Annotated in this window: 19 protein-coding genes; 4 read left to right on the forward strand and 15 right to left on the reverse strand. The window is 73.0% G+C overall.

Features of this window, described 5'->3' with window-relative positions; translation table 11 throughout:
• Window positions 1–227: hypothetical protein (locus tag AB0C78_RS22035; RefSeq protein ID WP_360750702.1), on the reverse strand; the 227-nt coding region annotated here is incomplete at its 3' end.
• Window positions 228–295: 68 nt separating this feature from the next.
• On the opposite strand from AB0C78_RS22035, the gene AB0C78_RS22040 reads away from it, so the two are divergent.
• Window positions 296–1,606, forward strand: coding sequence for an LLM class flavin-dependent oxidoreductase (locus AB0C78_RS22040; protein WP_360750704.1), 1,311 nt, complete (start codon window positions 296–298; stop codon window positions 1,604–1,606).
• Window positions 1,607–1,635: 29 nt separating this feature from the next.
• Here the strand turns inward: AB0C78_RS22040 and AB0C78_RS22045 are convergent, their stop codons facing one another.
• From AB0C78_RS22045 to AB0C78_RS22090, 10 genes are all read right to left on the reverse strand, one after another.
• Window positions 1,636–3,066 carry an NtaA/DmoA family FMN-dependent monooxygenase gene (locus tag AB0C78_RS22045; RefSeq protein ID WP_360750706.1) on the reverse strand — a complete coding sequence of 477 codons (1,431 nt, stop codon included), beginning with the start codon at window positions 3,064–3,066 and terminating at the stop codon, window positions 1,636–1,638.
• Window positions 3,063–4,727 carry an ABC transporter ATP-binding protein gene (locus tag AB0C78_RS22050; protein WP_360750708.1) on the reverse strand — a complete coding sequence of 555 codons (1,665 nt, stop codon included), beginning with the start codon at window positions 4,725–4,727 and terminating at the stop codon, window positions 3,063–3,065. Before AB0C78_RS22050 ends, AB0C78_RS22045 begins: the two co-directional genes overlap by 4 nt.
• Window positions 4,728–4,767: 40 nt before the next feature.
• The gene (locus AB0C78_RS22055; protein ID WP_360750710.1) at window positions 4,768–5,649 is read right to left on the reverse strand and encodes an ABC transporter permease; all 882 of its coding nucleotides are present in this window, start codon (window positions 5,647–5,649) and stop codon (window positions 4,768–4,770) included.
• Window positions 5,646–6,602, reverse strand: a complete 957-nt coding sequence (locus AB0C78_RS22060; protein ID WP_151538572.1) for an ABC transporter permease — start codon at window positions 6,600–6,602, stop codon at window positions 5,646–5,648. The genes AB0C78_RS22055 and AB0C78_RS22060 overlap by 4 nt, the downstream gene beginning before the upstream one ends.
• Before the next feature lie 2 nt (window positions 6,603–6,604).
• Window positions 6,605–8,206: an ABC transporter substrate-binding protein gene (locus AB0C78_RS22065; RefSeq protein WP_360750712.1), complete on the reverse strand. Its 1,602-nt coding sequence runs from the start codon at window positions 8,204–8,206 to the stop codon at window positions 6,605–6,607.
• Window positions 8,207–8,235: 29 nt separating this feature from the next.
• Window positions 8,236–9,630, reverse strand: coding sequence for an NtaA/DmoA family FMN-dependent monooxygenase (locus tag AB0C78_RS22070; RefSeq protein ID WP_360750714.1), 1,395 nt, complete (start codon window positions 9,628–9,630; stop codon window positions 8,236–8,238).
• A gap of 67 nt (window positions 9,631–9,697) precedes the next feature.
• A complete protein-coding gene (locus tag AB0C78_RS22075; RefSeq protein WP_360750716.1) occupies window positions 9,698–10,897 on the reverse strand; it encodes a GNAT family N-acetyltransferase in 1,200 nt (399 codons plus the stop codon).
• Window positions 10,894–12,201, reverse strand: coding sequence for an acyl-CoA dehydrogenase family protein (locus AB0C78_RS22080; RefSeq protein ID WP_360750718.1), 1,308 nt, complete (start codon window positions 12,199–12,201; stop codon window positions 10,894–10,896). Before AB0C78_RS22080 ends, AB0C78_RS22075 begins: the two co-directional genes overlap by 4 nt.
• Window positions 12,202–12,238: 37 nt before the next feature.
• A complete protein-coding gene (locus AB0C78_RS22085; RefSeq protein ID WP_360750720.1) occupies window positions 12,239–13,372 on the reverse strand; it encodes an LLM class flavin-dependent oxidoreductase in 1,134 nt (377 codons plus the stop codon).
• A gap of 42 nt (window positions 13,373–13,414) precedes the next feature.
• Window positions 13,415–14,854: an amino acid permease gene (locus AB0C78_RS22090; protein ID WP_360750722.1), complete on the reverse strand. Its 1,440-nt coding sequence runs from the start codon at window positions 14,852–14,854 to the stop codon at window positions 13,415–13,417.
• Window positions 14,855–15,353: 499 nt separating this feature from the next.
• On the opposite strand from AB0C78_RS22090, the gene AB0C78_RS22095 reads away from it, so the two are divergent.
• On the forward strand, window positions 15,354–15,827 hold the full coding sequence (locus AB0C78_RS22095) for a flavin reductase family protein (RefSeq protein WP_360750724.1): 474 nt from the start codon (window positions 15,354–15,356) through the stop codon (window positions 15,825–15,827).
• An 88-nt stretch (window positions 15,828–15,915) separates the two neighbouring features.
• Here the strand turns inward: AB0C78_RS22095 and AB0C78_RS22100 are convergent, their stop codons facing one another.
• From AB0C78_RS22100 to AB0C78_RS22110, 3 genes are all read right to left on the reverse strand, one after another.
• On the reverse strand, window positions 15,916–16,860 hold the full coding sequence (locus AB0C78_RS22100; RefSeq protein ID WP_360750726.1) for a TIGR03564 family F420-dependent LLM class oxidoreductase: 945 nt from the start codon (window positions 16,858–16,860) through the stop codon (window positions 15,916–15,918).
• A gap of 61 nt (window positions 16,861–16,921) precedes the next feature.
• On the reverse strand, window positions 16,922–18,742 hold the full coding sequence (locus AB0C78_RS22105) for a right-handed parallel beta-helix repeat-containing protein (protein WP_360750728.1): 1,821 nt from the start codon (window positions 18,740–18,742) through the stop codon (window positions 16,922–16,924).
• Window positions 18,739–20,388 carry an AMP-binding protein gene (locus tag AB0C78_RS22110; protein WP_360750730.1) on the reverse strand — a complete coding sequence of 550 codons (1,650 nt, stop codon included), beginning with the start codon at window positions 20,386–20,388 and terminating at the stop codon, window positions 18,739–18,741. The genes AB0C78_RS22105 and AB0C78_RS22110 overlap by 4 nt, the downstream gene beginning before the upstream one ends.
• A 115-nt stretch (window positions 20,389–20,503) precedes the next feature.
• Between AB0C78_RS22110 and AB0C78_RS22115 the strand changes: the two genes are divergently transcribed.
• Entirely contained in the window at window positions 20,504–21,370 is an 867-nt protein-coding gene (locus AB0C78_RS22115) for a LuxR C-terminal-related transcriptional regulator (protein WP_360750732.1), read from the forward strand.
• Window positions 21,371–21,504: 134 nt separating this feature from the next.
• Here the strand turns inward: AB0C78_RS22115 and AB0C78_RS22120 are convergent, their stop codons facing one another.
• Complete coding sequence (locus tag AB0C78_RS22120) at window positions 21,505–21,909, reverse strand: spore-associated protein A (RefSeq protein ID WP_360750734.1); 405 nt, start codon at window positions 21,907–21,909, stop codon at window positions 21,505–21,507.
• Window positions 21,910–22,256: 347 nt separating this feature from the next.
• Here AB0C78_RS22120 and AB0C78_RS22125 point away from each other — a divergent pair, with 347 nt between their 5' ends.
• Window positions 22,257–22,613 (forward strand): CU044_2847 family protein, encoded by a 357-nt coding sequence (locus tag AB0C78_RS22125; RefSeq protein WP_360750735.1) that lies wholly within the window; start codon window positions 22,257–22,259, stop codon window positions 22,611–22,613.
• The last annotated feature ends 6 nt before the right edge of the window (window positions 22,614–22,619 follow it).

A 22,619-nucleotide genomic window follows, 5' to 3' on the forward strand; every position in this document is an offset into this window, starting at 1 on the left:
GTGTTGTGGGGAGTGGTCCGCGGGGTTGGCCAGCTCGCCGGCGGGGTGGGGGTGGGGGGGGGGCGGGGGGCGCGGCGGGGCGGCGCGCGGGCGCCGCCGACGACGGTGAACGCCAGCGGCGCGCGGTCGAGCGGCGCGGTGAGCGCGTCCTCGTCCAGCACGGCCAGCGCCTGGCCGCCGGTCAGCGCCAGCGCGAGACGAGGCCGTGAACCGTGGTGACGGGGCATCGAGGCTCCTATTTTCGATATTATTGGTAGGATAAGTCTAGTATTGACGGTACCGAGGAGAAACGCTCGTGTCCGAACCCCGCACCGGCCATGTCCTGCTCGGCGTCAACGTCCTGGTCCTCGGCTACCTGCCCGCCGCGTGGCAGTCGCCCCGGCTCGGGCCGGACGCCTTCGTCGATCCCGACTACTGGCGCACCATCGGGCGTCTCGCCGAGCGCGGCACGCTCGACGCCGTGTTCCTCGCCGACGGGCCCGCCCTCGGCGACCCGTCCTACGACGCCAACGCGGGCCGCCTGGAACCCACGGTCACCTGGGCGCACGTCGCGGCGGCCACGCGCGACGTCGGCCTGGTCGTCACCGCGTCCACCACCTTCAACGACCCGTTCGAGCTGGCCGAGCGGCTGCTGACCCTCGACCTGCTCTCCGGCGGGCGCGCCGGCTGGAACATCGTGACGACCCGCGGCGCCGCGGCCGCCCGCAACTTCGGCCTGCCCGACGTGCCCGGACGCGACGACCGCTACGACCGCGCCGAGGAGTTCGTCGAGGTGGTGCTCGCACTGTGGGAGTCCGCCCGCACCGGGGAGGCGGTCGACCACCACGGGCGCTTCTTCAACCTGGCCGGACGCCTGCGGGTGCCGCCGTCGCCGCAGGGCCGTCCCGTGCTGCTGCAGGCGGGCGGCTCCCCGAAGGGCCGCCGGCTCGCCGGGCGGTTCGCCGAGGGCGTCTTCGCCGCCGAGCTGACCAAGGAGGGCGCGGTCGAGCACTACCGGCAGGTCAAGCGCAACGCCGTCGCGTCGGGCCGGCACCCCGACGACGTCAGGATCCTGCCGGGGCTGCTGCTCAGCCTCGGCAGCACCGAGGAGGAGGCGCGGCGGCGCAGCGACGAGCTGCACGACCTCGGGCCCGCGTCGTACTCGGCGCAGTGGCTGTCGCAGGCGATCGGGTTCGACGCGTCCACCTTGCCGCTGGACGAGCCGTTCCCCGAGGAGGTCCTCGCGGCCCCCGCGGACCCGCGGACCTTCACCGGCAGCCTGGGGTTCCGCGAGTCGATCGTCAAGCAGATCCGCCGGACGAACCCGACCGTCCGCGAGTACCTGCGGCAGACTCGCTACACCGGGTCGGGGCATGCGGGGTTCGTCGGGACGCCCGAGCAGCTCGCCGACCACATCGAGGACTGGTTCCGGTCCGGCGCGGTCGACGGCTTCAACCTCCAGCCCGACCGCCTCGTCGACGGGCTGGAGGTCATCGTCGACGAGGTCGTGCCGCTGTTGCGCGAGCGGGGCCTCTACCGGCACGAGTACGACACCGGCACGCTGCGGGAGCACTTCGCCGCGGCGTCGCCCACGCCCGGGCTCCCGGAGCTCGCTCTCCCCGCCTGACCGCCCTGGCGGCGGGCCGGTGCCGATCGTCAGCCTTCGGTGCCGGTGACGGCCGCGAGCGGGGGCGCCGCGGACGGACGGCCGGCGAACGCGCCGCGGTAGCGCGCCGCGGGATGGTCGGCGGGCAGCAGCGGCGAGGACGCGCCCGACAGCGCCTCGCGGAGCGTGCGGCCGGGCGCCTTCTCGCTGACGCGGCCCCGCTCGGCCAAGACGGGCGTCACGTGCTCGCCGAACGCCCGGTAGTCCTCGATGGCGACCGCTCCGGCGATGTTGAAGCCGTCGAGTCCCGACTCGTCGGCGAGCTCTTCGAGCCGCCCGGCGACCGTCGCGCCGCTTCCGACGATGGGCCGCCCGTAGCCTCCGACACCGTCCGGGGACGCGAACACGTCGCGGAGCGTCCACGCGGCGCCGGGGACGTCCTTGGTCAGGCTCGCGAGGATCGACCGGTTGCTCTCGGTCTCGATGTACTCCAGGGGCGCGTCGAGGTCGTACTGCCCCCAGTCGATGCCGGTGATGGCGGAGAAGTGGGCGATCGAGCCTTCGACGCTGCGGTAGCGCTGGTAGTCGCGCAGCTTGGCGCGGGCGGCCTCGTCGGTCGCGTCCGCGATGACGGTGACCAGGCCGATGAACCGGATCGCGCCGGGCCCCCGGCCCTCCAGCGCCGCGAGGCGCCTGATCTCCTCGATGTTGCGGCGCAGCGCCACCGGCTCGATCCCGGCCACGAACACCACCTCGGCGTTGCGGGCGGCGAACGCGCGCCCGCGCGGCGACGAGCCCGCCTGGAACAGCACCGGGGTGCGCTGCGCCGACGGCTCGGACAGGTGCGCGCTCGGCACGGAGAAGTACTCGCCGGAGTGCCCGATCGCGTGCACCTTCGACGGGTCGGCGTAGACGCCGCGCTCGCGGTCCTTGACCACCGCGCCGTCGTCCCAGGACCCCTCCCAGAGCTTGTAGGTGACGTCGAGGAACTCCTGCGCGAGCTCGTAGCGCTTGTCGTGGGGCAGCTGGCGGTCGAGGCCGAGGTTGCGCGCGGCGCTGTCGAGCTGGGACGTGACGATGTTCCAGCCGATCCGCCCGCGGGTGAGGTGGTCGAGCGTGGTGAACTTGCGGGCCAGCAGGTACGGCTGCTCGTAGGTCGTCGACACCGTGACGCCGATGCCCAGGGTGCTGGTGGCGGCGGCGATCGCGGACACCACCAGCAGCGGATCGTCCAGGGGTGTCTGGACGGCGTCGGTGAGCGCCCGGTCGGCCGACCGCTCGTAGGTGTCGAGCTGGCCGAGCGCGTCGGCGAGGAACAGCGCGTCGAAGCCGCCGTCCTCCAGCACCCGGCCGAGCTCGACCCAGTAGTCGACGTCGGTGTAGTCGCGCGCCGCCGGCGCGTGGCGGCGCCACAGGCCGAAGGCGAGGTGGCCCGCCGTGCTCATCTCGACGGCGTTGAGGATGAGCGGACGCGTGGTCATGGGATCTCCTTGGCTTCGTGCGCGGCGCCGATCGGGAGGACGGCGTCGAGCAGTGCGCGGGTGGCCGGATGGCGGTCCTCGGCGAACAGGTCGTCCACCGGGAAGGTCTCGACGAGCGATCCGTGCCGCATCACGCCGATGCGGTCGCAGACCGACTCGATCACCGCGAGGTCGTGGCCGATGAGCACGTAGGTGAGGCCGAGCTCGTCCTTCAGGTCGAAGAGCAGGTCCAGGATGCTCGCCTGCGTGGACACGTCGAGGGCGGACGTGGGCTCGTCGAGCACCAGCAGGTCGGGCTCCAGCGCGATGGCCCGGGCGATGCTCACCCGCTGGCGCTGCCCGCCGGAGAACTCGCGCGGGTAGCGGTCGGCGTGCGCGGCGTGGAGGCCGACCAGTTCCAGCGCCCGTGCCGTGAGGGCGGCGGCCTCGCGACGGTTCGCGGCCTTCCCCAGCCGGACGAGCGGCCGGGCGATCTGGTCGCCCGCCGTGAGCCGCGGGTTCAGGGCGGTGGCCGCGTCCTGGAAGACGTACTGGAAGCGGCGCCGCAGGTCGCGTCGGCCCCGGGCGTCCGCCGCGGCGACGTCCGCGCCGTCGAACAGGACCGACCCGGCGGTGGGCCGGAGCAGGGCGCCGGAGAGCCGGGCGAGCGTCGACTTGCCCGACCCGGACTCGCCGATGAGCCCGAACGTCTCGCCGCGCCGCACGCTCAGCGAGACGTCGCCGACGGCGCGGACCGTGGTCCGGTGGCGTCCGGTGCCGAAGCCGCCGAGGGCGAACTCTTTCGACACGCCCCGCAGTTCCAGGATCGCCTCATCGGATGACGGGCCGGCGGGCCGCGCCGGGCGGGCGTGCCGGGCGGCGGACGGGCGGCCTCGCCCGATCTCGGGCACCGACGCGATGAGCGAGCGCGTGTAGGGGTGCGACGGTGCGTCCAGCACCCGCCGGGTCTCCCCCACCTCGACGATCTCGCCCTCGCGCATCACCGCGACGCGGGAGCCGGTGTGCGCCACCACGCCGAAGTCGTGCGTGATCAGCAGCACCGCCGTCCCGGTCTCGGCGGACAGGCCGAGCAGCAGGTCCAGGATCTGCTTCTGCACGGTGGCGTCCAGCGCCGTCGTCGGCTCGTCGGCGATGAGCAGGTCCGGGCCGGAGAGCGCGGCGAGCGCGATCATGACGCGCTGGCGCATGCCGCCGCTCAGCTCGTGCGGGTAGGAGCGCAGGACGCGGTCCGGGTCGGGGATGCCGACCCGCTCCAGCCACGTGCCCGCGACCCGTGCCGCCTCGCTCCGGGACACGCCCAGGTGCAGGCGGGCGGTGTCGCCGAGCTGGCCACCGACGGCGAACGAGGGATCGAGCGAGGTGACGGGGTTCTGGAAGATCATTCCGATGCCGGAGCCGCGGTGGGCGTTGAGCCGCCGCTCCGGCAGCCCGACCAGCTCGGTGCCCCGGAAGCGGACGCCGCCCGCGGTGACGCGGGCGTCGCGGGGCAGCAGCCCGAGGATCGCGGCGGCCGTCACGCTCTTGCCCGAGCCGGACTCGCCGACGAGCGCGAGCACCTCCCCCTCGCCGATCTCCAGGTCGACGCCCCGCACCGCCTCGACCCGGGCGCCGGGCAGCGCGAACTCGACGCTCAGGCCCCGCACGGTGAGCACGGCGTTCATTTCCGACCTCCGGGGTCTCGTGGCGCGGTCATGGTCCCGATCACGGGTTCAGGACGTCGCGCAGGCCGTCGCCGAGCCAGTTGAAGGCCAGCGCGACCAGCAGGACGGCGAGGGCGGGGAACGTGGCGACGCCGGGGCTGCCGGTGACCAGCACCTTGGCGCCCTCGGAGATCATCCGGCCCCAGTCCGCGTCGGGCGGCTGGACGCCGAGGCCGAGCGCGCTGAGGCTGGCGGTGAAGACGATGTTCACCCCGACCAGGCTCGTCCCGTAGATCACGACGGACGAGGCGAGGTTGGGCAGCACCTCGGTGCACACGATGGCCGCCTCGGAGGCGCCGAGCGAGCGCGCCGCCTCGACGTAGTCCTTCTCGCGCTCGACGCGGGCCTCGGCGAAGACGATCCGGGCGACGTACGGGACGGCGCCGAACACGACGGTGCCGGCCAGGACCCACGCGCCCGGCCGGACGACCGCGGCGAGCGACAGGGCCACCAGGATCACCGGGAACGCGAACATCAGGTCGACCAGCCGCATCAGCGCACCGGACGCGCGGCGCCCCGCGAACGCGGCGAACAGCCCCACCGCCGTCCCGGCGACCAGGGCGGCGGTGACGGACGCGACGGACACGACGAGCGCGGTCCGTCCGCCGTAGAGCAGGCGGCTCAGCACGTCCCGGCCCTGCTCGTCCGTGCCGAGCAGGTGCCCGGCCGATCCGGTGGGCGCCAGGACGCTCTCGGCGTCGGCGGCGTTCGGGTCGTGCGGCGCCAGCCACGGGGCCAGCACCGAGACCGCGACGACGGCGGCGATCACGGCGAACCCGAGCACGGCCTCCCGGTTGCGCGCGAACCGCGCGAGGGCGGAGCGCCGCGGCCGCGGCGGCGCCGTCGTCTCGGCGCCGGCGGCGGGGACGGTGGGCGCGCTCATGCGGCACCGTGCCTCAGCCGCGGGTTCAGCAGGTCCAGCACGACGTCGGTGGCGAGGTTGACGAGCACGAACGTCACCGCGACCAGCAGCACGCCCGACTGGATCACCGGGTAGTCCGACGCGGCGATGGCGTTGAGCAGGACGCTGCCGATGCCCGGCCAGGAGAAGATCGTCTCGACGAAGACCACCCCGGTGATCACCGAGCCGACGGTGAGCCCGGTGATGTTCACGATCGGCGGCAGGACGTTGCGGCCGACGTGCTTGCCGAGGATCGCGGCGCGGCCGAACCCCTGGGACCGGTAGGTGCGGACGTAGTCCGACCGCTCGCTCTCGATGACCGCCGCCCGGACGAACCGCGCGATGATCAGCGTCGACACCAGCGACGCGGCGAACGACGGCGCGACCAGGTGCAGCAGCAGGTCGCCGAAGCCGCCGTCGCCGCGCAGGTCGTGCATGCCGCCGGCGGGCAGCCACCGCCGCTCGACGGCGGTGAGGTAGATGATGATCAGACCGAGCCAGTAGATGGGCAGGTTGCTGCCGACCTGCACGAGCAGCATCGTGACCCGGTCGGCGAGCCGGCCGTGCCGGATCCCCGCCACGAAGCCGATCGCGACCCCGAGCACGACCGTCAGCAGCGTCGCGCCGGCGACGAGCAGCAGGGTGTTCCGGAAGGCCGGGAACACGATCCCGGAGACGGGGCTGCGCAGGCTGAGCGAGACGCCGCCGCCGTGCGCGACCATGTCCTTCAGCCAGCTCAGGTACTGCGCCCACGCCGGCCGGTCCAGCCCGTACGCCTGCCGGATCTGCTCGATCTGCGCGGGCGACATCTTCTGGCTGAGGGCGCCGCGGACGGGATCGGCCGGGCCCGCCTGCGAGATGAAGAACACCAGGAGGCTGATGACGAAGAGCAGCGGGACGACGTTCACCAGCCGCCACAGGATCCGACGCGCCATCGTCAGCTCGCCACCCAGACCCTGGACAGGTCGTAGTGGTCCTGCTGCGGCCAGACGAACCCGCCGACGCGGGACGAGACGGCGTAGTAGCGGTTGAACGACAGCAGCGGGAGGATCGTGGCGTCCTTGGCCCACGCCTGCGCGGCGGCCTGCCACAGTCCGGTGGCCTTGGCCGGGTCGGCGTTGTGCGCGGCCGCCTCGATCGCCTTGTTCGTGGCCCCGCTGGTGTCGGAGTACTTGTCGCCGTCATGCGCGACCACGCTGTGATCGTGCGCGATCTGCACCCAGTTCGCCGCGACGTAGCCCCACTCCCCCAGGTACATGCCGTCGGACGGGGTGAGGTTGGCGGTGCGGGTCCCGTAGGTGATCCACTCGAAGGACTCGACCTTCGCGTCGATGCCGACGGCCTTGAGTCCCTGCTGGATGAACTCGGCCGTGGGCTGCCCGGTCGTGTCGCTCAGGATCGTGAACTTGACCTGGCCGGGCCGGTAGCCGGCGTCGGCGATGAGCTTCTTCGCGGCCGCCGGGTCGTACGGGTGATCGACGGCGGAGGGGTCGTGGGCCTCGTTGCCCTGGTTGATGATCGAGGTCGCCGCCTCGGCGTAGCCCTTGTAGATCTTGGCGGCGAGCTGCTTGCGGTCGACGGCCTGGGCGATGGCCTGCCGGACGCGCTTGTCCCGCAGGTAGGGGTTCTGGAAGTTGTAGCTGTAGTAGATGATCTGCGGGACGTTCGTGTTCTCCGGGACGGTGAAGCCGGCCTTCTCCAGCGACGCCACCGAGTCCGGCGGGACGCGGCTGATGAGGTCGACGGCGCCGCTGCGCAGCGCGGCGACCCGGCTCTGGTCGTCGCCGACCGGCTTGAAGACCACCTTGTCGAGGTGCGGGCGGGCGCCCCAGTAGCGGGTGTTGCGCACCAGCGTCGTGTGGTCGCCGCGGACCCGCTCCTGGAAGGTGAACGGACCGGTGCCCACCGGGTGGTCGGCGAGGCCGTCCTGCCCGTACTTCTTCAGCGCGGCGGGGCTGAAGATGCCGGAGGCGGCGTTGCCGCTGTTCGGGATCTGCCGGAGGAAGTCCAGGAACGGGTGCTTGAAGGTGTACCGGACCGTGTGGTCGTCGACGACCTTGAAGGAGTCGAGGTCGCCGTAGACCAGCGACATGGTGGCGGCGCTGACCTTGTCGTAGTACGTGAACGTCGGGTCGGTGAAGCGGCGGACGTTGAACCGGACGGCTTCGGCGTCGAACGGCGTCCCGTCGCTGAACTTCACGCCCTGCCGCAAGGTGAACGTGTAGGTCCTGGCGTCGTCGCTCACCTTCCACGACGTCGCCAGCCTGGGCACGATCTTCGGCACGCCGGTGGGCGAGGACAGGTCCTCGTCGACGAGGGTCTCGTAGATGTTGCGGTCGATGCGCCAGGTCTCCCAGGAGTACTGGCGGTTCGGGTCGAACTGCGTCACCTCCTGGTACTGGCCGACGATGAGGGTGCCGCCGTCGCGGGGCCGGGAGCCCGCCGCGGCGCCGCTCCCCGACCCGCCGCACGCGGACAGGAGGAGGGCCGATCCGGCGAGCACGGCGGTCCACGCGAGCGCGGCGCGCCGAGAAGGCATGGGCAAATTCTTCATTTTTCCTACCGTTTTTATCGAGTAGCGGCCGGACGAAGGGCGCGGCGGCGGAAGGCGGTGCCCGGATGGTCGTCGGGGAGCCGCGGGCCCGTGCCGAACAGCGCGTCGCGCACGGACCGCGGCGCGCCGCGCTCCCGCACCCGGCCCCGCCGGTCCAGCTCCGGGACGAGGTGCTCGGCGAGGTCGTCGAAGCTGCCCGGGGTCACCAGGTAGACGAAGTTGAACCCGTCGAGGCCCGTCCTCGCGGCGTAGTCCTCCAGCGCGCCGGCGACGGTGGACGGGCCGCCCACCAGCGCGTCCCCGCCGAACCCGCTCAGCCCGTCGACGTAGTCGCGCAGCGTGAGCCGCTCGCGGACGGCGGGGTCGGCGACGGAGGCCAGCACCGAGCGGCTGGCGTCGGTGTCGAACTCCCCGATCGGCCGGTCGAGGTCGTGCCCGGACCAGTCGACGCCGCTGAGCGCCGACAGCAGCACCAGGCCGCCGCGCGTGTCGCGGAACCGGCGCAGGTCGCGGGCCTTGGCCTCGGCGAGGCGGTCGTTCTCGTCCACGACCACGGTGACCGAGGTGATGAACTTGATGTGCTCGGGCCTGCGGCCGAGTTCCACCGCGCGGCGCCGGATGTCGTCGATGTTGCGGCGCAGCGCCTCGGGCCGGGGGTCGGCGGCGAACACGAGCTCGGCGTTGCGCGCCGCGAACGCGCGGCCCGCCGCCGACGTGCCGGCCTGCAGCAGCAGCGGCGTCCGCTGCGGCGACGGTTCGACGAGATGGGCGCCGGGGACGGAGAAGTACCGCCCGGCGTGACCGATGTCGTGGACCCGGTCGGGGTCGGTGAAGACGCCGCCGTCGCGGTCGCGCAGGACCGCGCCGTCCTCCCACGACCCCTCCCAGAGCTTGTACACGACCTCCAGGAACTCCTGGGCGATCGCGTACCGCTCGTCGTGGCCGATCTGGCGTTCGCGGGCGATGATGTTGCGCGCCGCGCTGTCCAGCAGCGACGTGACGATGTTCCAGCCGATCCGGCCGCCGGTCAGGTGGTCGAGCGTGCTGAACTTGCGGGCGAGCAGGTACGGGTACTCGTAGGTCGTCGACACCGTGACGCCGAACCCGAGGCGCTCGGTCGCGGCCGCCATCGCGGAGACGACGAGCAGCGGGTCGGTCACCGGGGTCTGCACGGCGCGGGCGAGCGCCTCGCGGGCGTTCCCTCCGTACACGTCGAGCTGGCCCACCGCGTCGGCGATGAACAGCAGGTCGAACCCGCCCGCCTCCAGGCGCCGGGCGAGGTCGACCCAGTAGGACAGCTCGGTGTAGCCGGCCGTCCGGTCGTCGGGATGCCGCCAGAGGCCGGCGTTGCCGTGCGACACGGTCGACATGGTGAACGCCGAGAGGATGAACGGGTCGGGCCGGGTCACGGCAGGTCACCGCCTTTCACGAGCGTCGGGACGGGGAGGGCGGCGCGCACGCCGGGGCGTCCGGGCATCAGAAGACCGTGCCCGAGAACGGCAGCGCGTCGACCGCGAAGAGCGCGTCGATCCGGCCGACGGCGCCGGGGTCGTGGACGGCCACCCGCCCGGTCGCCGCCAGGTGCCGCCAGCGCGTCCCGCCCAGGTAGGCCGCCGCCAGCGTCGCGACGTCGGTGCCGAGGTCCGCGGCCGCGGTCGTGCGCGTCACGCCCTTCGGCCCGATCTCGTAGGCGCCGTCGTTGCCGGGCAGCAGCGGGTCGCTCACCTGAAGCACCACCGTTTCCTCGCTTCCGTATGCGCGCGCCTCCAGGGCCGCTCCGACATCGACCAGCCGCAGCCAGGTCTCGTCGCGGGGCGGCCCGAGTGCGACCGAGCGGCGGTCGGTGACGGCCAGCGGCAGCGGGTCGTCCAGGGCCAGGGAGTCGAACGCGACGACGTCGATCAGGTCCAGCGAGAACAGGTGGCGCCACAGCCCGGCGCGCGCGCCGTCGTTGAGCGCGACGAAGTCGGTGACCGCCACCACCCGCTCGGAGCTGGTGAACCAGCCCGCCGTGTCCAGCGGATGGTAGATCGCGTACCCGTCGTCCACGCCGCCGGTGCTGTGGACGGCGACGTAGTGCGCCACCGTGTCGGACTCGCGGAGCCGGTGCTGCAGCCTCCACCAGCCGTCCGGCCGGTCGATCGCGCCGGTCCACGCGGCCCGCTCGTAGACGCCGGCCAGCAGTTCGACGGTGGCCGTCCGGTCGGCGAGCCGGACCTTCCCGCCCGCCGGGACCTCCGGACGCAGCCGTGCCCGGTCCAGGGTCACGCGCGCCGGCTGCGCCGAGGACGCCACGCCGTACCCGAAGCGTTCGTAGATGACCGCCTCGGACGCGCGCAGCGTGGCGACGGCCTCGCCCCGGCCGGCGGCGTCGCGGAGCTGCCGCTCCATGAGCCGGCTGATGATGCCCCGGCGCCGGTGCGTCGGCAGCACGCCGACATGGGTCACCGCCGCGTGCGGGACGCGGGCGCCGCCCGGGACGACGAGTCGGCTGGTGTAGGAGTCGGCGCCGGCCACCACCTCGCCCCCGTCGAGGGCGCCGAGGTAGCGGCCCGCCTCCGTGATCTCCGTGGCGTCGACGTCCCGGAAGGGCAGGCCGACCATGGCGCGCAGGAAGACCCGGAACGCCGCGTTGACCTCGTCCGGCGCCGTCAGCGTGCGGAACTCGACGCTCATCGCTCCGCGGCTTCCGTGCCGGCCGCGGCGGTCGCGGCGGTCGCGGTGCCCGCCGCCGCGCCCTGCGTGGCGTCCGCCGCCTTGGCGAGGTCGGCGAACTGCCGGGGCCGCGGCAGCTCGCCGGTCAGGACGTGGCGGCCGATCTCGCGCTGCCGGTAGGGCAGCGGGTCGTGCGTGGTGTGCGTGCGGGCGTTGCGCCAGTAGATGTCGAGCCCGACCGCGTTCGCCGTGGAGCGGGCTCCGGTCGCCTGGTAGATGTTGTGCGTGACGTCCAGGACCGTCTCGGTCGTGACGGACTTGGCCTGGTCGATGAGGATCGCCAGCCGCCCCCACCGCTCCTCGGTCAGGTCCGCGCCGAGCGCGAGCGCGGCCTCGAACTCCTCGCTCGCCGCGTCGGCGAGGGCGGTCGCGGCGGCGAGCGACGCCGACAGCCTGCCGAGCAGCTGCAGGTGGTAGGGGTCCTCGGTGACGTCCCGGCTGGTCGCCTCCGGCCAGGGCCGGCCCTTCTCGCGCACGTACCGCGCCGCCGCCTGCAGCGCCCCGTCGGCGATGCCGGCGTACAGGTGCGCGAAGATCAGCTGGCTGAACAGTCCGCGCAGGCCGTCGCGCCGCCGGTCGGCCTCGCCGCCGCCGAGGCCGGCGAGGACCTCGTCGGCGTGCGCGACGACGCCGTCGAACGTGACGCTCCCGCTGGCGGTCAGCCGCTGGCCGAGGTTGTCCCAGTCGTCGCCGAAGGAGAGGCCGGGACGGTCGGGCGGGATGACGACGTTCACCGGCTCGTCGCCGTAGAGCAGCACGGTGATCAGGTCGGCGACGGCGACGCCGGTCGCGAACGTCCGCCGGCCGGTGATCCGGTAGCCGTCGCCGTCGCGCTCCACGGTGACGCCGGGGTCGCGCGGGTTGCTGACGCTGCCCTGGAACCAGCCCTCGGTGCCGACGCCGCGGGCGATGCGCTCCCGCTGCTCGGGAGTGCCGAGGATGTGCGTCCAGACGCCGTTGGAGTAGTGGTAGGTCAGCAGTTGCCCGATCGAGCCGTCCGCCGCGGAGACGATCCGCGACAGCTTGAGCGCCTGCGTCAGGCTGCCGCCTCCCCCGCCGAGCTCGCGGGGCGCCGCGAAGCCGAGCAGGCCGGCCTCGCGGAGCAGGCGCAGCTCCGCCACGGGGTTCTGGTTGGCCCGGTCCCGGGCGAGCGCGGTCTCGGCGAGCTCCGCGGCGACGCGTTCGGCCACCGAGGTCCAGGTGGCGAACTCCTCGTCGGTGACACCGGCGTAGTAGGCGATGTCGACGGCGGGTCCTGCGGTCATGTCGGTCCTTTCGGGGTGTGAAGTGGTGGAGCCCATGTCAGGGGCGCGCCGCGGGCGCGCCGGCGGCGGGCGCGACGAGCCCGCGGCTCCGCAACTCGGCGGCGGCGCCCTCGGCGAAGTGGTAGGCCTCTTCCAGGTGCGGTTGCCCGGAGAGGATGAAGTGGTCGATGCCGAGGTCGTGGTACTCCTCGATCCGGTCGGCGACCTCCCGGTGGCTGCCGACGATCGCGGTGCCCGCTCCCCCGCGGACCAGGCCGTAGCCGGCCCAGATGTTCGGGTACACCTCCAGGTTCCGGCGGTCGCCGCCGTGCAGCGCGAGCATCCTGCGCTGCCCGACGGACTCGCTGGCCGCGAGCGCCTCCTGCGTCGCGCGGACGCGGGACTCGTCGATCCGGTCGAGCAGCCGGCCGGCCTCCGCCCACGCCTCGGCCGAGGTGTCGCGGCCGAGCACGTGGAAGCGGATCCCGAACGACAGCGTGCGGCCCGCCTCCTCGGCCAGCCCGCGCATCCGCTTCAGGCGTTCGGCGATCTGCGCCGGCGTCTCGCCCCACGCGAGGTAGGTGTCGACGGTCCGCGCCGCGACCTTCTCCGCCGCCGGGCTCGCGCCGCCGAAGAAGACGGGCGGCGGCGCGTACGGCGCGAACGGGATCGCCGCACCCTCGACGTCGAAGTGCTCGCCGTGGAAGTCGAAGGGCTCCGCGGCGTCGGCGACGCCGCGGAAGACCCGCAGGAACTCCTCCGTCCGCTCGTAGCGCCGGTCGTGGTCGAGGTGGTCGCCGAAGCGCCGCTGCTCCACCGAGTCGCCGCCCGTAACGATGTTGATCAGCAGGCGTCCGCCCGACATCCGCTGGAACGTCGCGGCCTGGTGCGCGGCGAGCGTCGGCGAGACCAGCCCGGGCCGGAACGCGACCAGGAACTTCAGCCGGCTCGTGACCCCCGACAGCGCGGCGGTCGTGATCCAGGCGTCCTCGCACCACGTACCGGTCGGGGTGAGGACCGCCTCGAAGCCGAGCTGCTCGGCGGCGCGGGCGATGCCGCCGAGGTACTCGACGGTCGGCGGGCGGAAGCCGGACCGGACGGCGGACAGCGTCTGCTGCGAGCCGTCGCCGGAGCCGACGATGTCGCGGTTGTCGCCGTTCGTCGGCAGGTACCAGTGCAGGTGGATGGGCACGGTCTGATCCCTCGTTCTCGGTGGGCGGGTGGGGCGCGCCGGTCACTCCGGCGCGGGTCGGGTGCGCCTCCCGGCGCGGGCGGCGTCGAGGATGCCGAGGGCGGCGAGGCGCTCCTGCTCGGCCTCCGACAGCGTCTGGATCGATCCCACCCGCGCGGCGACGTCCGGCCGGCGGGCGCGCAGCCACAGGTAGCGGGCGAGACCTGCGGCGATCAGCAGCAGGAACACGTACGGCAGGTATCGGTACGCGCCCTCGGGAACCGGGACCAGGTTCTTGTAGATGACGTAGCCGATGCCGAGGACGGCGAGAACGGACACCGCCAGGCCGGCGGACGTCAGCGACCTGATCCTGCGCAGCCACAGCGGGGTGGCGATCGCCACCAGCAGGTACGCGAAGAGGTAGGAGTAGCTGGAGACGATGCTGACGTAGACGTCCCACTTGAACCGGCCGACGTCGCTGACGGTGCCGATCAGGCCGACCGCGAAGCCGACGAGGCTCACGAACGCGATCGCGACATGCGGGGTGCGGAAGCCGGCGTGCACGCGTCCGAGCGCGCCCGGCAGGGCCCGCTCGCGCGCGAGGGTGAACAGGCTGCGCGCACCGGAGTTGATGACCGCCGAGGAGAACACGATCATCGCGGTGCCGAGCGATAGGTCGACGACGTAGGTCACCCAGTGGACGCCGGCGTTCTGCGCGACGACCGGCAGCGGGGTGCCGTCGGCGTCCAGCTTGTGCGGCCCCTGGAAGCCGAGCACCTCCGGATAGGTCGCGATCAGGTAGACCAGCGACAGGCCGATGACCAGCCGCAGGATCGCGCGTGGAACGTTCCGGTGGGCGTCCCTGGCCTCGTGGCCGAGCGACGCGGCGCTCTCGAAGCCGGCGTACGAGCCGACGGCGGTGACCGCGGCGATCAGCGTGACGCTGCGGCCGAGGTGGTCCAGGCCGAACTGGCCGGAGTCGACGTGCGCGCCGTAGTGGACGTACGAGGCGACGAGGATGATGGAGATGGCCAGCAGCGAGACGACCTCGAAAGCGAGGCCCGCCTTCACCGACAGGCTCACCCCGCGGTAGGGGATGAGGAACGCCACGGCCGACGCGAGCACGAGCAGCAGCACCTTGACCGCGAGGTGGTCGGTGTGCAGGCCGATCTCCTGCAGGAACGAGTTGAAGTACAGGACGGCGCCGAGCACGCCGCCGGCGGCGAACCCGATGTAGCCGATGACGAGCGCCCAGCCGGTGACGAAGGCCGCCGCCGGCCCGAGTCCGTTGCCGGCGTAGGTGCCGAGCGATCCGGACGACACCGTCCGGCGGGCCTGCAGCGCGATCACCGCGGCGATGAGGTACGCGAGGACGCCGCCGACGATGGCCGCCCAGAAGGCGCCCTTCCCGGCGACGAGGAACAGCGAGCCGGGCACCCCGGCGATCGCGACGCTGGGCGCGGCGGCGGCCAGGCCCTGGGCGAAGACGCCGAGGCCGGACACGGCGTCCGTGGGGAGTTCCCCGGCCGGGGCAGCCGGGGCGGGTCGCGGAGAAGGCGGTCGGTCTGCGTGCAGGGTCGATTCGTCTGTGGTCATGGTGAGGAGACCTCTCGGTGCTGTCCGGAAGAAGGGGGTCGGCGGGCACGCGCCATTGGCGCGCCGCACACACCTGGGTGGGACGACGGCGTAGACGGGACTGGGAGCCGTAAGACCGGGAGGTTCAGCGACAGCGCGAACCGAACAGGCGGCACAAGTCGAGGTACCGCCGACCGTAGAGGTCAGCTGCCTGGGACACGGCGAGGAGATTACCCTAAAACAGACCGGTTTAGTAGAGATTAAGGCCACTCCCCGATCACCCGCCCTCCGCGCCCACCAGCGCGGAGGGCGCCTGCACCCCGGGATCCGAGCGGACGCGGCGTTGACCGAAAGCCGGGCGAACCCTCACAATCCTAACTATGCAAGTCGGGATAGTAGGGAATTCGACGCCGGAGGGGGCATCACGATGACGACGCTCGGCCTGGAGCTGCGCCGCGTCTATGGCGCCTACCCGACCGGGGTGGCGGTGGTGGCGGGCCTGGCCGGCGGGCGCCCGGCCGGCATCGCCGCGAGCTCGTTCGTCCCGGTGTCCCTGGACCCGCCGCTGGTGTCGGTGTGCGTCGCGCACACCTCCACGACATGGCCGCTGCTGCGCGATTCGCCACGCATCGGCATCAGCGTGCTCGGCGCCCACCAGGAACACGTGGGCCGGCGACTGGGCGCCCGCACCGGCGATCGGTTCGCCGGTGTGGCATGGCGCTCCACCTCCTGCGGCGCCGTGCTGATCGAAGGCGCGTCCGCCTGGTACGACTGCACCGTCGAGCAGCAGGTCCGCTCAGGCGACCACGACATCGTCGTCTTCCGCGTCCACGACCTGGACGCGGCCGCGGACGTCCCGCCGCTGGTCTTCCACGCCAGCGCCTTCCGCAGGCTCGGCTGAGCGTTCCAAGGCCGTACTGGAACGCTCCATCACCGGTGCGGGAGCCGGCGGCCCGCCACCGCGAGGGAAGCGTTCACCGCCGGCGGCTTCACAGGCGACCGGCGGCGGGCGCGGATCGGGAGGCCAGATACTCCAGCGTGCGCAGCCGTTCCTCCTCGGTCACGAACCCCGACATGTTCGCCACCAGGTGCGTCACCCCCGCATCGACCAGCCGGGTGAGGCTCTGGTCGAGAACGCGCTCGTCTCCGATCAGCGCCACGTCCGCCGGCGTGGCCGCGCCCTCCCTGTCGAGGACGTTGCGGTAGGCCGGCACCGCCGCGTAGAACCCGAGCGCCGCGGCGGCCCGATCGCGTGCGGCCTCCGCGTCGTCGGTGAGGCACACGGGAAGGCTCGCGACCACCGCCGGGGCGGGACGCCCCGCGGCGGCCTTGTCCAGGGCGGGACGGATGTGATCGGCGATGGTCCGCGGCCCGGCCAGCCAGGTGACGGTACCGCCGGCCAGTTCCCCCGCGGCCCGCAGCATCGCCGGGCCCATCGCCGCGACGAGCACCGGCGGCGGCCCGGCCCCGGGCACGTCCGCGGGCCATCCCCGGGTGTCGGCGGTCACCGTCCGGCCGTGGAAGCCGGCCTCGCCCCGCGTCAGCAACGGCTGGAGGGCTTCGAGGTACTCGCGCATCCGCAGCGCCGGCCGGTCGTAGGAGATCCCGTAGCGGTCCTCCGCGGTGGCGCGGTGCCCGACGCCGAGCCCGAGGCACAGCCGTCCGCCCACCGCCACCTGGGTGGTCTTGGCCTGGCTGGACATGGCGATGGGGTGGCGGGAATGGACGGCCACGACCGCGGTACCGAGGAGGACGGACGGCACCCGGGCGCCGATCGCGGCCCAGGCGGTCAGCGCGTCGATGTCGTACACCTGCCCGAGCCACAGCGAGGCCATGCCCGCGGCCGCCGCCTCGCGCGCCCTCGCGAGCAGGTCGGCCAGCGCGTCGGGGACGTCGGGAGCCGGTGGAGCCAGGGCCAGTCCGATGGGGATCACGCGCGTTCCAACTTTCCGGAGTCGATCGATGGGTGGCCGGTGAACGAGGGAGGCGGCGGCTTCACGAGGGCGGCCCGGCCAAGGGGGCCTCGTGCGTGATGGAGGCGTCGCCGGTGAGGACGAGGCCGGTGGGCTCCGGGCCGTCCGGCCGCCCCCACCAGTTCCCGTCGGCCCGCACGGGGACGGAGGCCAGTTCGGCGGAACCGTGGCCGCCGGACAGGTCGTTGCGTCCCGGGTCGTGCCGGGTCCCGAGGTCGATCGTGGTCGAGCGGACGGTTCCGGGAACCTGGTAGGCGTACACGGCCGGGCCCTCCGTCGCGCCGCCGAGGTCGGTGTCGCGCACCTTCACCGCGAGCCTTCCGAGCCGGCCCGCGGTGGGCGAGCCGAGCGCGGGGTCGGCCGTGGACTGCGCGGCGGTGACCGGCGCCGAGTTCTTGATGTAGAGGTTCGCCTGCCGGTTGCCCGTGACGGTGCTGCCCCGCACGGTGAGGGCCGTCTCGCGCTGGCTGCGGCGGGTGGCGTCGACGATCCCGGCGACGCAGTCGGTCATGCGGCTGTTCGTGACGGTCGTGGAGATCGTGTTGCCGCCGCCGTCCTCGAACTCCGGGCTGGTGTTCGAGATGACCAGGCAGCTCGCGGTGTTGTAGAAGGGCCACTGCAGGCCGCGGTCGAACGCGGCGCCGGAGGGCAGCGCGGCGTGCGCTGCCGTCACATTGTCGAGATCGAGGACGAGGCGCTGCCCGCGGCCGAACGTCAGGGCCTCGATCACGTCGCCGGTGACGTTCGTGAACGAACTGTCGGTGACCTTGACGTTCGCGCGCGCCGACTCTTGCATGAGCACGAACTCCGCGCCGTTGGCGGAGAAGCCGCCGCGGATGCCGTCGGCGCTGAACCGGTCGACGCGGATGTCGGCGGTGGAGGAGCCGCCGATGTTGGCGAACAGGCCTTCCGGGTCGGCGCCGGCGCTGCCGATGCCGGTGACCGTCGTGTCGTCGATGCGCGCGGACAGCCTGGACGAGTCGGCGGTCTGGATGCCGACGGCGAGCACCGAGCGCAGCCCGTGCGCGGTGCCCTCCCGCAGCCCGGCGACCTTGTTGCCGGAGAGGGCGGCGTCGAAGCGGGCCGTTCCGGCCAGGCGGAGGTCGATGCCGTCACCGCAGGCGGCGTCGTGCACGTGGTTGCCGTCGATTCGCCCGCGCGCGCTGCGGGAGGTGTTGTCGATCATGATGCCGGCCCAGCCGTTGGGCAGCCCGGCGCTGGCGTAGGTCCGGAAGGGGAAGATGTGGATGCCGACCCCGCAGGAGGTGTTCTGGCCGTGGACGTCGTTGCCGGTCACCCGCACGCCGGTCACGTTCGCTCCGTACACCCCGGAACGGTAGGCGTCCGCGACCACGAGGTTCCGGACGGTCGTCCCGTCGGCGAGCACGACCGCGTTGCCGCCGTTGGAGAAGCCCGTCGTGTTGGTGATCGTCGGGGCGTCGGCGGGCGCGGCGGGCGAGGTCACCGCCGGCCCTTCCCCGACGAGCGTCTGCCCCGGCTTGAGCGTGATGCCGCCGTCCAGGGGCCTGCCCGCCGGCAGGATCGCGATGGTGTCGCCCGGCGCTGACCAGCCCTGTGCCTGGAGCAGCGCGTTGAACGGCGCCCGCCGCGTGCCGTCGCCGCCGGCCGCCGCCTCCGCGCTCACGTACCAGGTCCTGTGCCCGGGACCTGCCGCCGTCGACGGGACGAACGCGGACGACGGTGCGGTGACCGGCCGCGCGTCGGTCGTCGGGGCGTGGGCGGCTGCGGCACGCGAAGGATGCGACGTCTCGGACCCGAAGGCCGCGAGGACGAGGAAGGCCCCCAGGGCGAGGTACGCGTATCGGCGCGGATGCGATCTCACGACGTGCTCCTCTTCGCCGTGGTGGAGGAAGACCCTGCCGTCCCGTGCTCGCGGCGGAGCAGGAAGCGCTGGACCTTCCCGCTCGGCGTCCTCGGGAGCCGCGGGACGAAGTGGACCCTGCGCGGGTAGGCGTGCGCGGCGTACCGCGTCTTCACGAGCCGCTGAAGGTCGGCGACCAGCTCGTCCGACTCCCGGGTCCCCGGGCGCAGCACGACGCAGGCGATCAGGACCTCGCCGCGCAGCTCGTCGGGGACCCCGACGACGGCGGCCTCGTCGACGGCGCCGTGCTCCATCAGGACGCTCTCGACCTCGGACGGATCGATGCGGTACCCGGCCATGAGGATCACGTCGTCGGCACGGGAGCCGAACGACAGCCGCCCGTCGGCGTCCCGGGAGGCGGTGTCGCCGGTGAGGTACCAGCGGCCGCCGGAAGCGAACCGGTTCCCCGGCGCTCCCGCCTGCGCGTTCCCGTAGCCGGTGAACCACATCAGCGGGCTGCCCTCCACATCGACGGCGAGCCGCCCGGGCTCCCCGTCGCGGGCGGGCTCGTCGGCGTCGGAGCGCAGCACGTCGAGCCGCCATCCCGGCAGCGGACGGCCCATGGAACCGGGACGCGGGTCGGCGTACAGGTCGGGGTGCCACGCGTTGGCCGCCACCATGCCGAGCTCGGTCTGCCCGTAATGATCCAGGACGGGCACGCCGAGGACCTCCGTGGCCCACTCCAGGACGTCACGGGTGAGGGGTTCACCCGCCGAGGACAGGCAGCGCAACCGCAGGCCGTCCGGCACCGGCGCCCTCCGCAGCGCGCGGTAGACGGTCGGCGCGGCGGCGAAGTTCGTCACGCCGAACTCCGCCAGCACCGACCAGGTCAGCTCCGGTGAGAAGGAGCCGCGCAGCAGCAGCGCACGGTGTCCGAGCGCCAGCGGCCCGATGATCGCGTAGTAGAGGCCGTAGGCCCACCCCGGGTCGGCCGCGTTCCAGAAGACGTCGGACGCCCGGTGCTCCAGCCCGTACTCCTGATAGATCCGCATGGACGCCACCGCTCGCAGCGGAACGGGCACGGCTTTGGGAGCTCCGGTCGTCCCGGAGGTGAACAGCTCGATGAGGGCGCCCCGGCCGCCGACCGCGACCGGCTCCCGCAACGGCCGGCTCCGCAGCAGGTCCGTGAACTCCAGGTCGTCCCCGGAGGCGACGCCCGTGGTCACGACCCGGACGGCGCCGTCCGCGACCACGGGGACCGCGTCGAGCTTCGCGCGCTGCGCCGGATCGCAGACCACGACCTTCGTGCCGTTGGCCGAGATGCGCGCGGCGACCGAGGCCGGCGCGAACGCGGTGAACAGCGGCACCTGGACCGCGCCGAGCCGCCAGATCGCCAGGATCGCCACGACCAGCTCGGCGGACTTGCCCATCAGCGTCGCGACCCGGTCGCCGCGCCCGACACCGAGGTCCGCCAGCGCGGCCGCCACCCGCGCGGACGCGTCGGCGAGTTCCCCGAAGGTCACGTCGCGGGCGGTCAGATCCGCCTCCACGACCGTGAACGCGACGGCCTCCGGTGGATGCCGGTCGCACAGCGACTCCGCCGCGCTCGCATGCGGCGAACCGAAGGCGTCCAGCAGCTGGACGACCTGATCGTGCGGACTCGTCATGGCGGCTCCCGGATGAACGCAGGTGAGGTCTCCGGAATGCTCGCCTCCGCAGGGCACGTCCGGCACCCCCAGATGGGGGGTGCCACCCCCCTCATCGATGACGTAGGAAGAGAGCGTGACCGGGCACCACGCACCTGATGACACCGTCCAGCTCCACCGCGCGCTCACCCGCCTCCGCGACTCGACCAGGCTCCCGCTGACCTTCGGCGGGCCGGTCGGCGCGGACCGGCGGCTCCGGCTGTCGGAATTCTGCGGAGAGCACCGCGGCGCGATGCGCGGCGTCGCCCTGCGCGTGGGTCTCGGACTCGGCGGCAAGGTCGTCGCCAGGCGCCGCCCGATGGTGCTCAACGACTACGTGAGCGCCGAGGGCATCAGCCACGACTACGACCGCTTCATCAAGGTCGAGGACCTGCGGGCGATGGTGGCGGTGCCGGTGACCGTCCGCCGCACCGTCCGCGGGGTCCTGTACGGCGCGATCCGATCCGCCGTCCCGCTCGGGGACCGGATCGTCCAATCCGTCCACGACGCCGCACGGGACCTCGAGCAGGACCTCGCCGTCCACGACGAGATCGCACGCCGCCTCGACGGGTTCGCAGAGCAGCTCAATGCCGCCGAGCAGCCCCGCGAAGGACCGGGCGGACGGCAATGGGAACTGATCCGGGAGAGCTACGCCGAACTCCGCCTCCTGCGGCACGACCTCGCGGACGAGCAGCTGCGCCACCGCTTGGACGCCGCCTGCGACAAGCTCGGCCGAGCCTGCGCCGCGACGGCCCCCGCCGGCCCCGCGCCGGTCCTGTCCGCGCGGGAGACCGATGTCCTCGCATGCGTCGCGCTCGGCTGGACGAACCCCGAAGTGGCCGCCGATCTCGGCATCTCCGTCGAGACCGTGAAGGGGTATCTCCGCGGCGCGATGCGCAAACTCCACAGCCATTCCCGGCTGGAGGCCGTGGTCAACGCACGCCGTCTCGGCCTCCTCCCCTGAGGGCCGCTCCCCCGTCACGCTGGAAGGGCGTCGGCTGCGTCAGCCCACGGGCTCGCCGAGGGTGCGGGCCGGCCGGCCCGGTGACCAGGTCGCGAAGGGCCCGGACCGATCGCTCGGTCCGGGCCCGGGCGGGGTCAGCTGCAGTGCGTCCAGCCGCTGTACCACCACTGGTTGTTGGTGCCGCCGCCCCACTGGACGCACTTCCCGACGGCGGGAGCGGAGACGGGACCGGCGTAGTAGGCGTAGCTGTCGGTGTCCTCGATCGGGTTGCTTCCCTGGACGTACAGGTAGGCGCCCGTCCGCGTCTTCGTGCCCACCGACGTGGTCTTCACCGTCACCACGCAGTTGCGGCCGGACGAGCCGTTCCAGAGCAGGTAGACCGTCGAGCCGGTCAGCGCCTTGTGGTCGATGACCGAGTAGCCCGAGCCGCAGACGGCCGACGGTGACGTCGCGGCCGAGGCCGGAGCGGCCAGGGCGACGCCGGCGGCGCCGGCCGCGGCCGCGGAGGTGATGAGGGCGAGGGCTGCCTTGCGCATCACGCTGATCTCCTTCCGCTCCGGCCATGTGCCGGAGCAGTCAAGATCGTCCTTCGTGCGCGCCGACGCCCGGGCGAACAGCAGATGATCACTAAATGATCTTCTAGGGCCGCACCGGGACGTCCCCATGCCTCAAGGGCTACGGGCCCCCGGCGAAGAATGTGCATGCGATTCTCGAAGGGATTGGTCTTTGCCGTGCACGCGCGCTCCGGGGTTTGGCAACTGACACGGTCAGCATGGCCACATGCAGTCACCGCCCTGCGGACCCCTCTGGGGGCGAGCTCTTCCCTTTACCGTTTCCCTTGCACGGCACATCTCACTGGCACCTCGGTACTAAAGGGAATGCGGCGATGGCTGAGTATGTCGAAGTTCGTCTCTCCGACGGGGAGGGTGTTCCCTTCGAGGTCGAGGAGACCGACGCCCCGGTACCGGCAGGACGCCGCTGGCAGGCCACGACCGACCGGGCGCAGGAGACGCTGGAGCAGAGCGTGGACCGCGTCCTGCGGATCGCCCGGGCCGTCGCCCAGCGAGCGGAGGCCTCGGCCGACCGCGCCGAGAAGGTCACCGTCGAGGTCGGGCTCACCATGACCGCGGACGTCGGAGTGGTGGTCGCCAAGACCGCCAGCGCCGCGCACATCAAGATCAGCATTGAGCGGCCGAGCGCATCACCGGGCGCCGGCAACGCCGGACCTTCCGCCTCCGCCTGAACGGGC

This window comes from Actinomadura sp. NPDC048394, from assembly GCF_040651755.1.
GTDB classification, from domain to species: domain Bacteria; phylum Actinomycetota; class Actinomycetes; order Streptosporangiales; family Streptosporangiaceae; genus Spirillospora; species Spirillospora montaniterrae.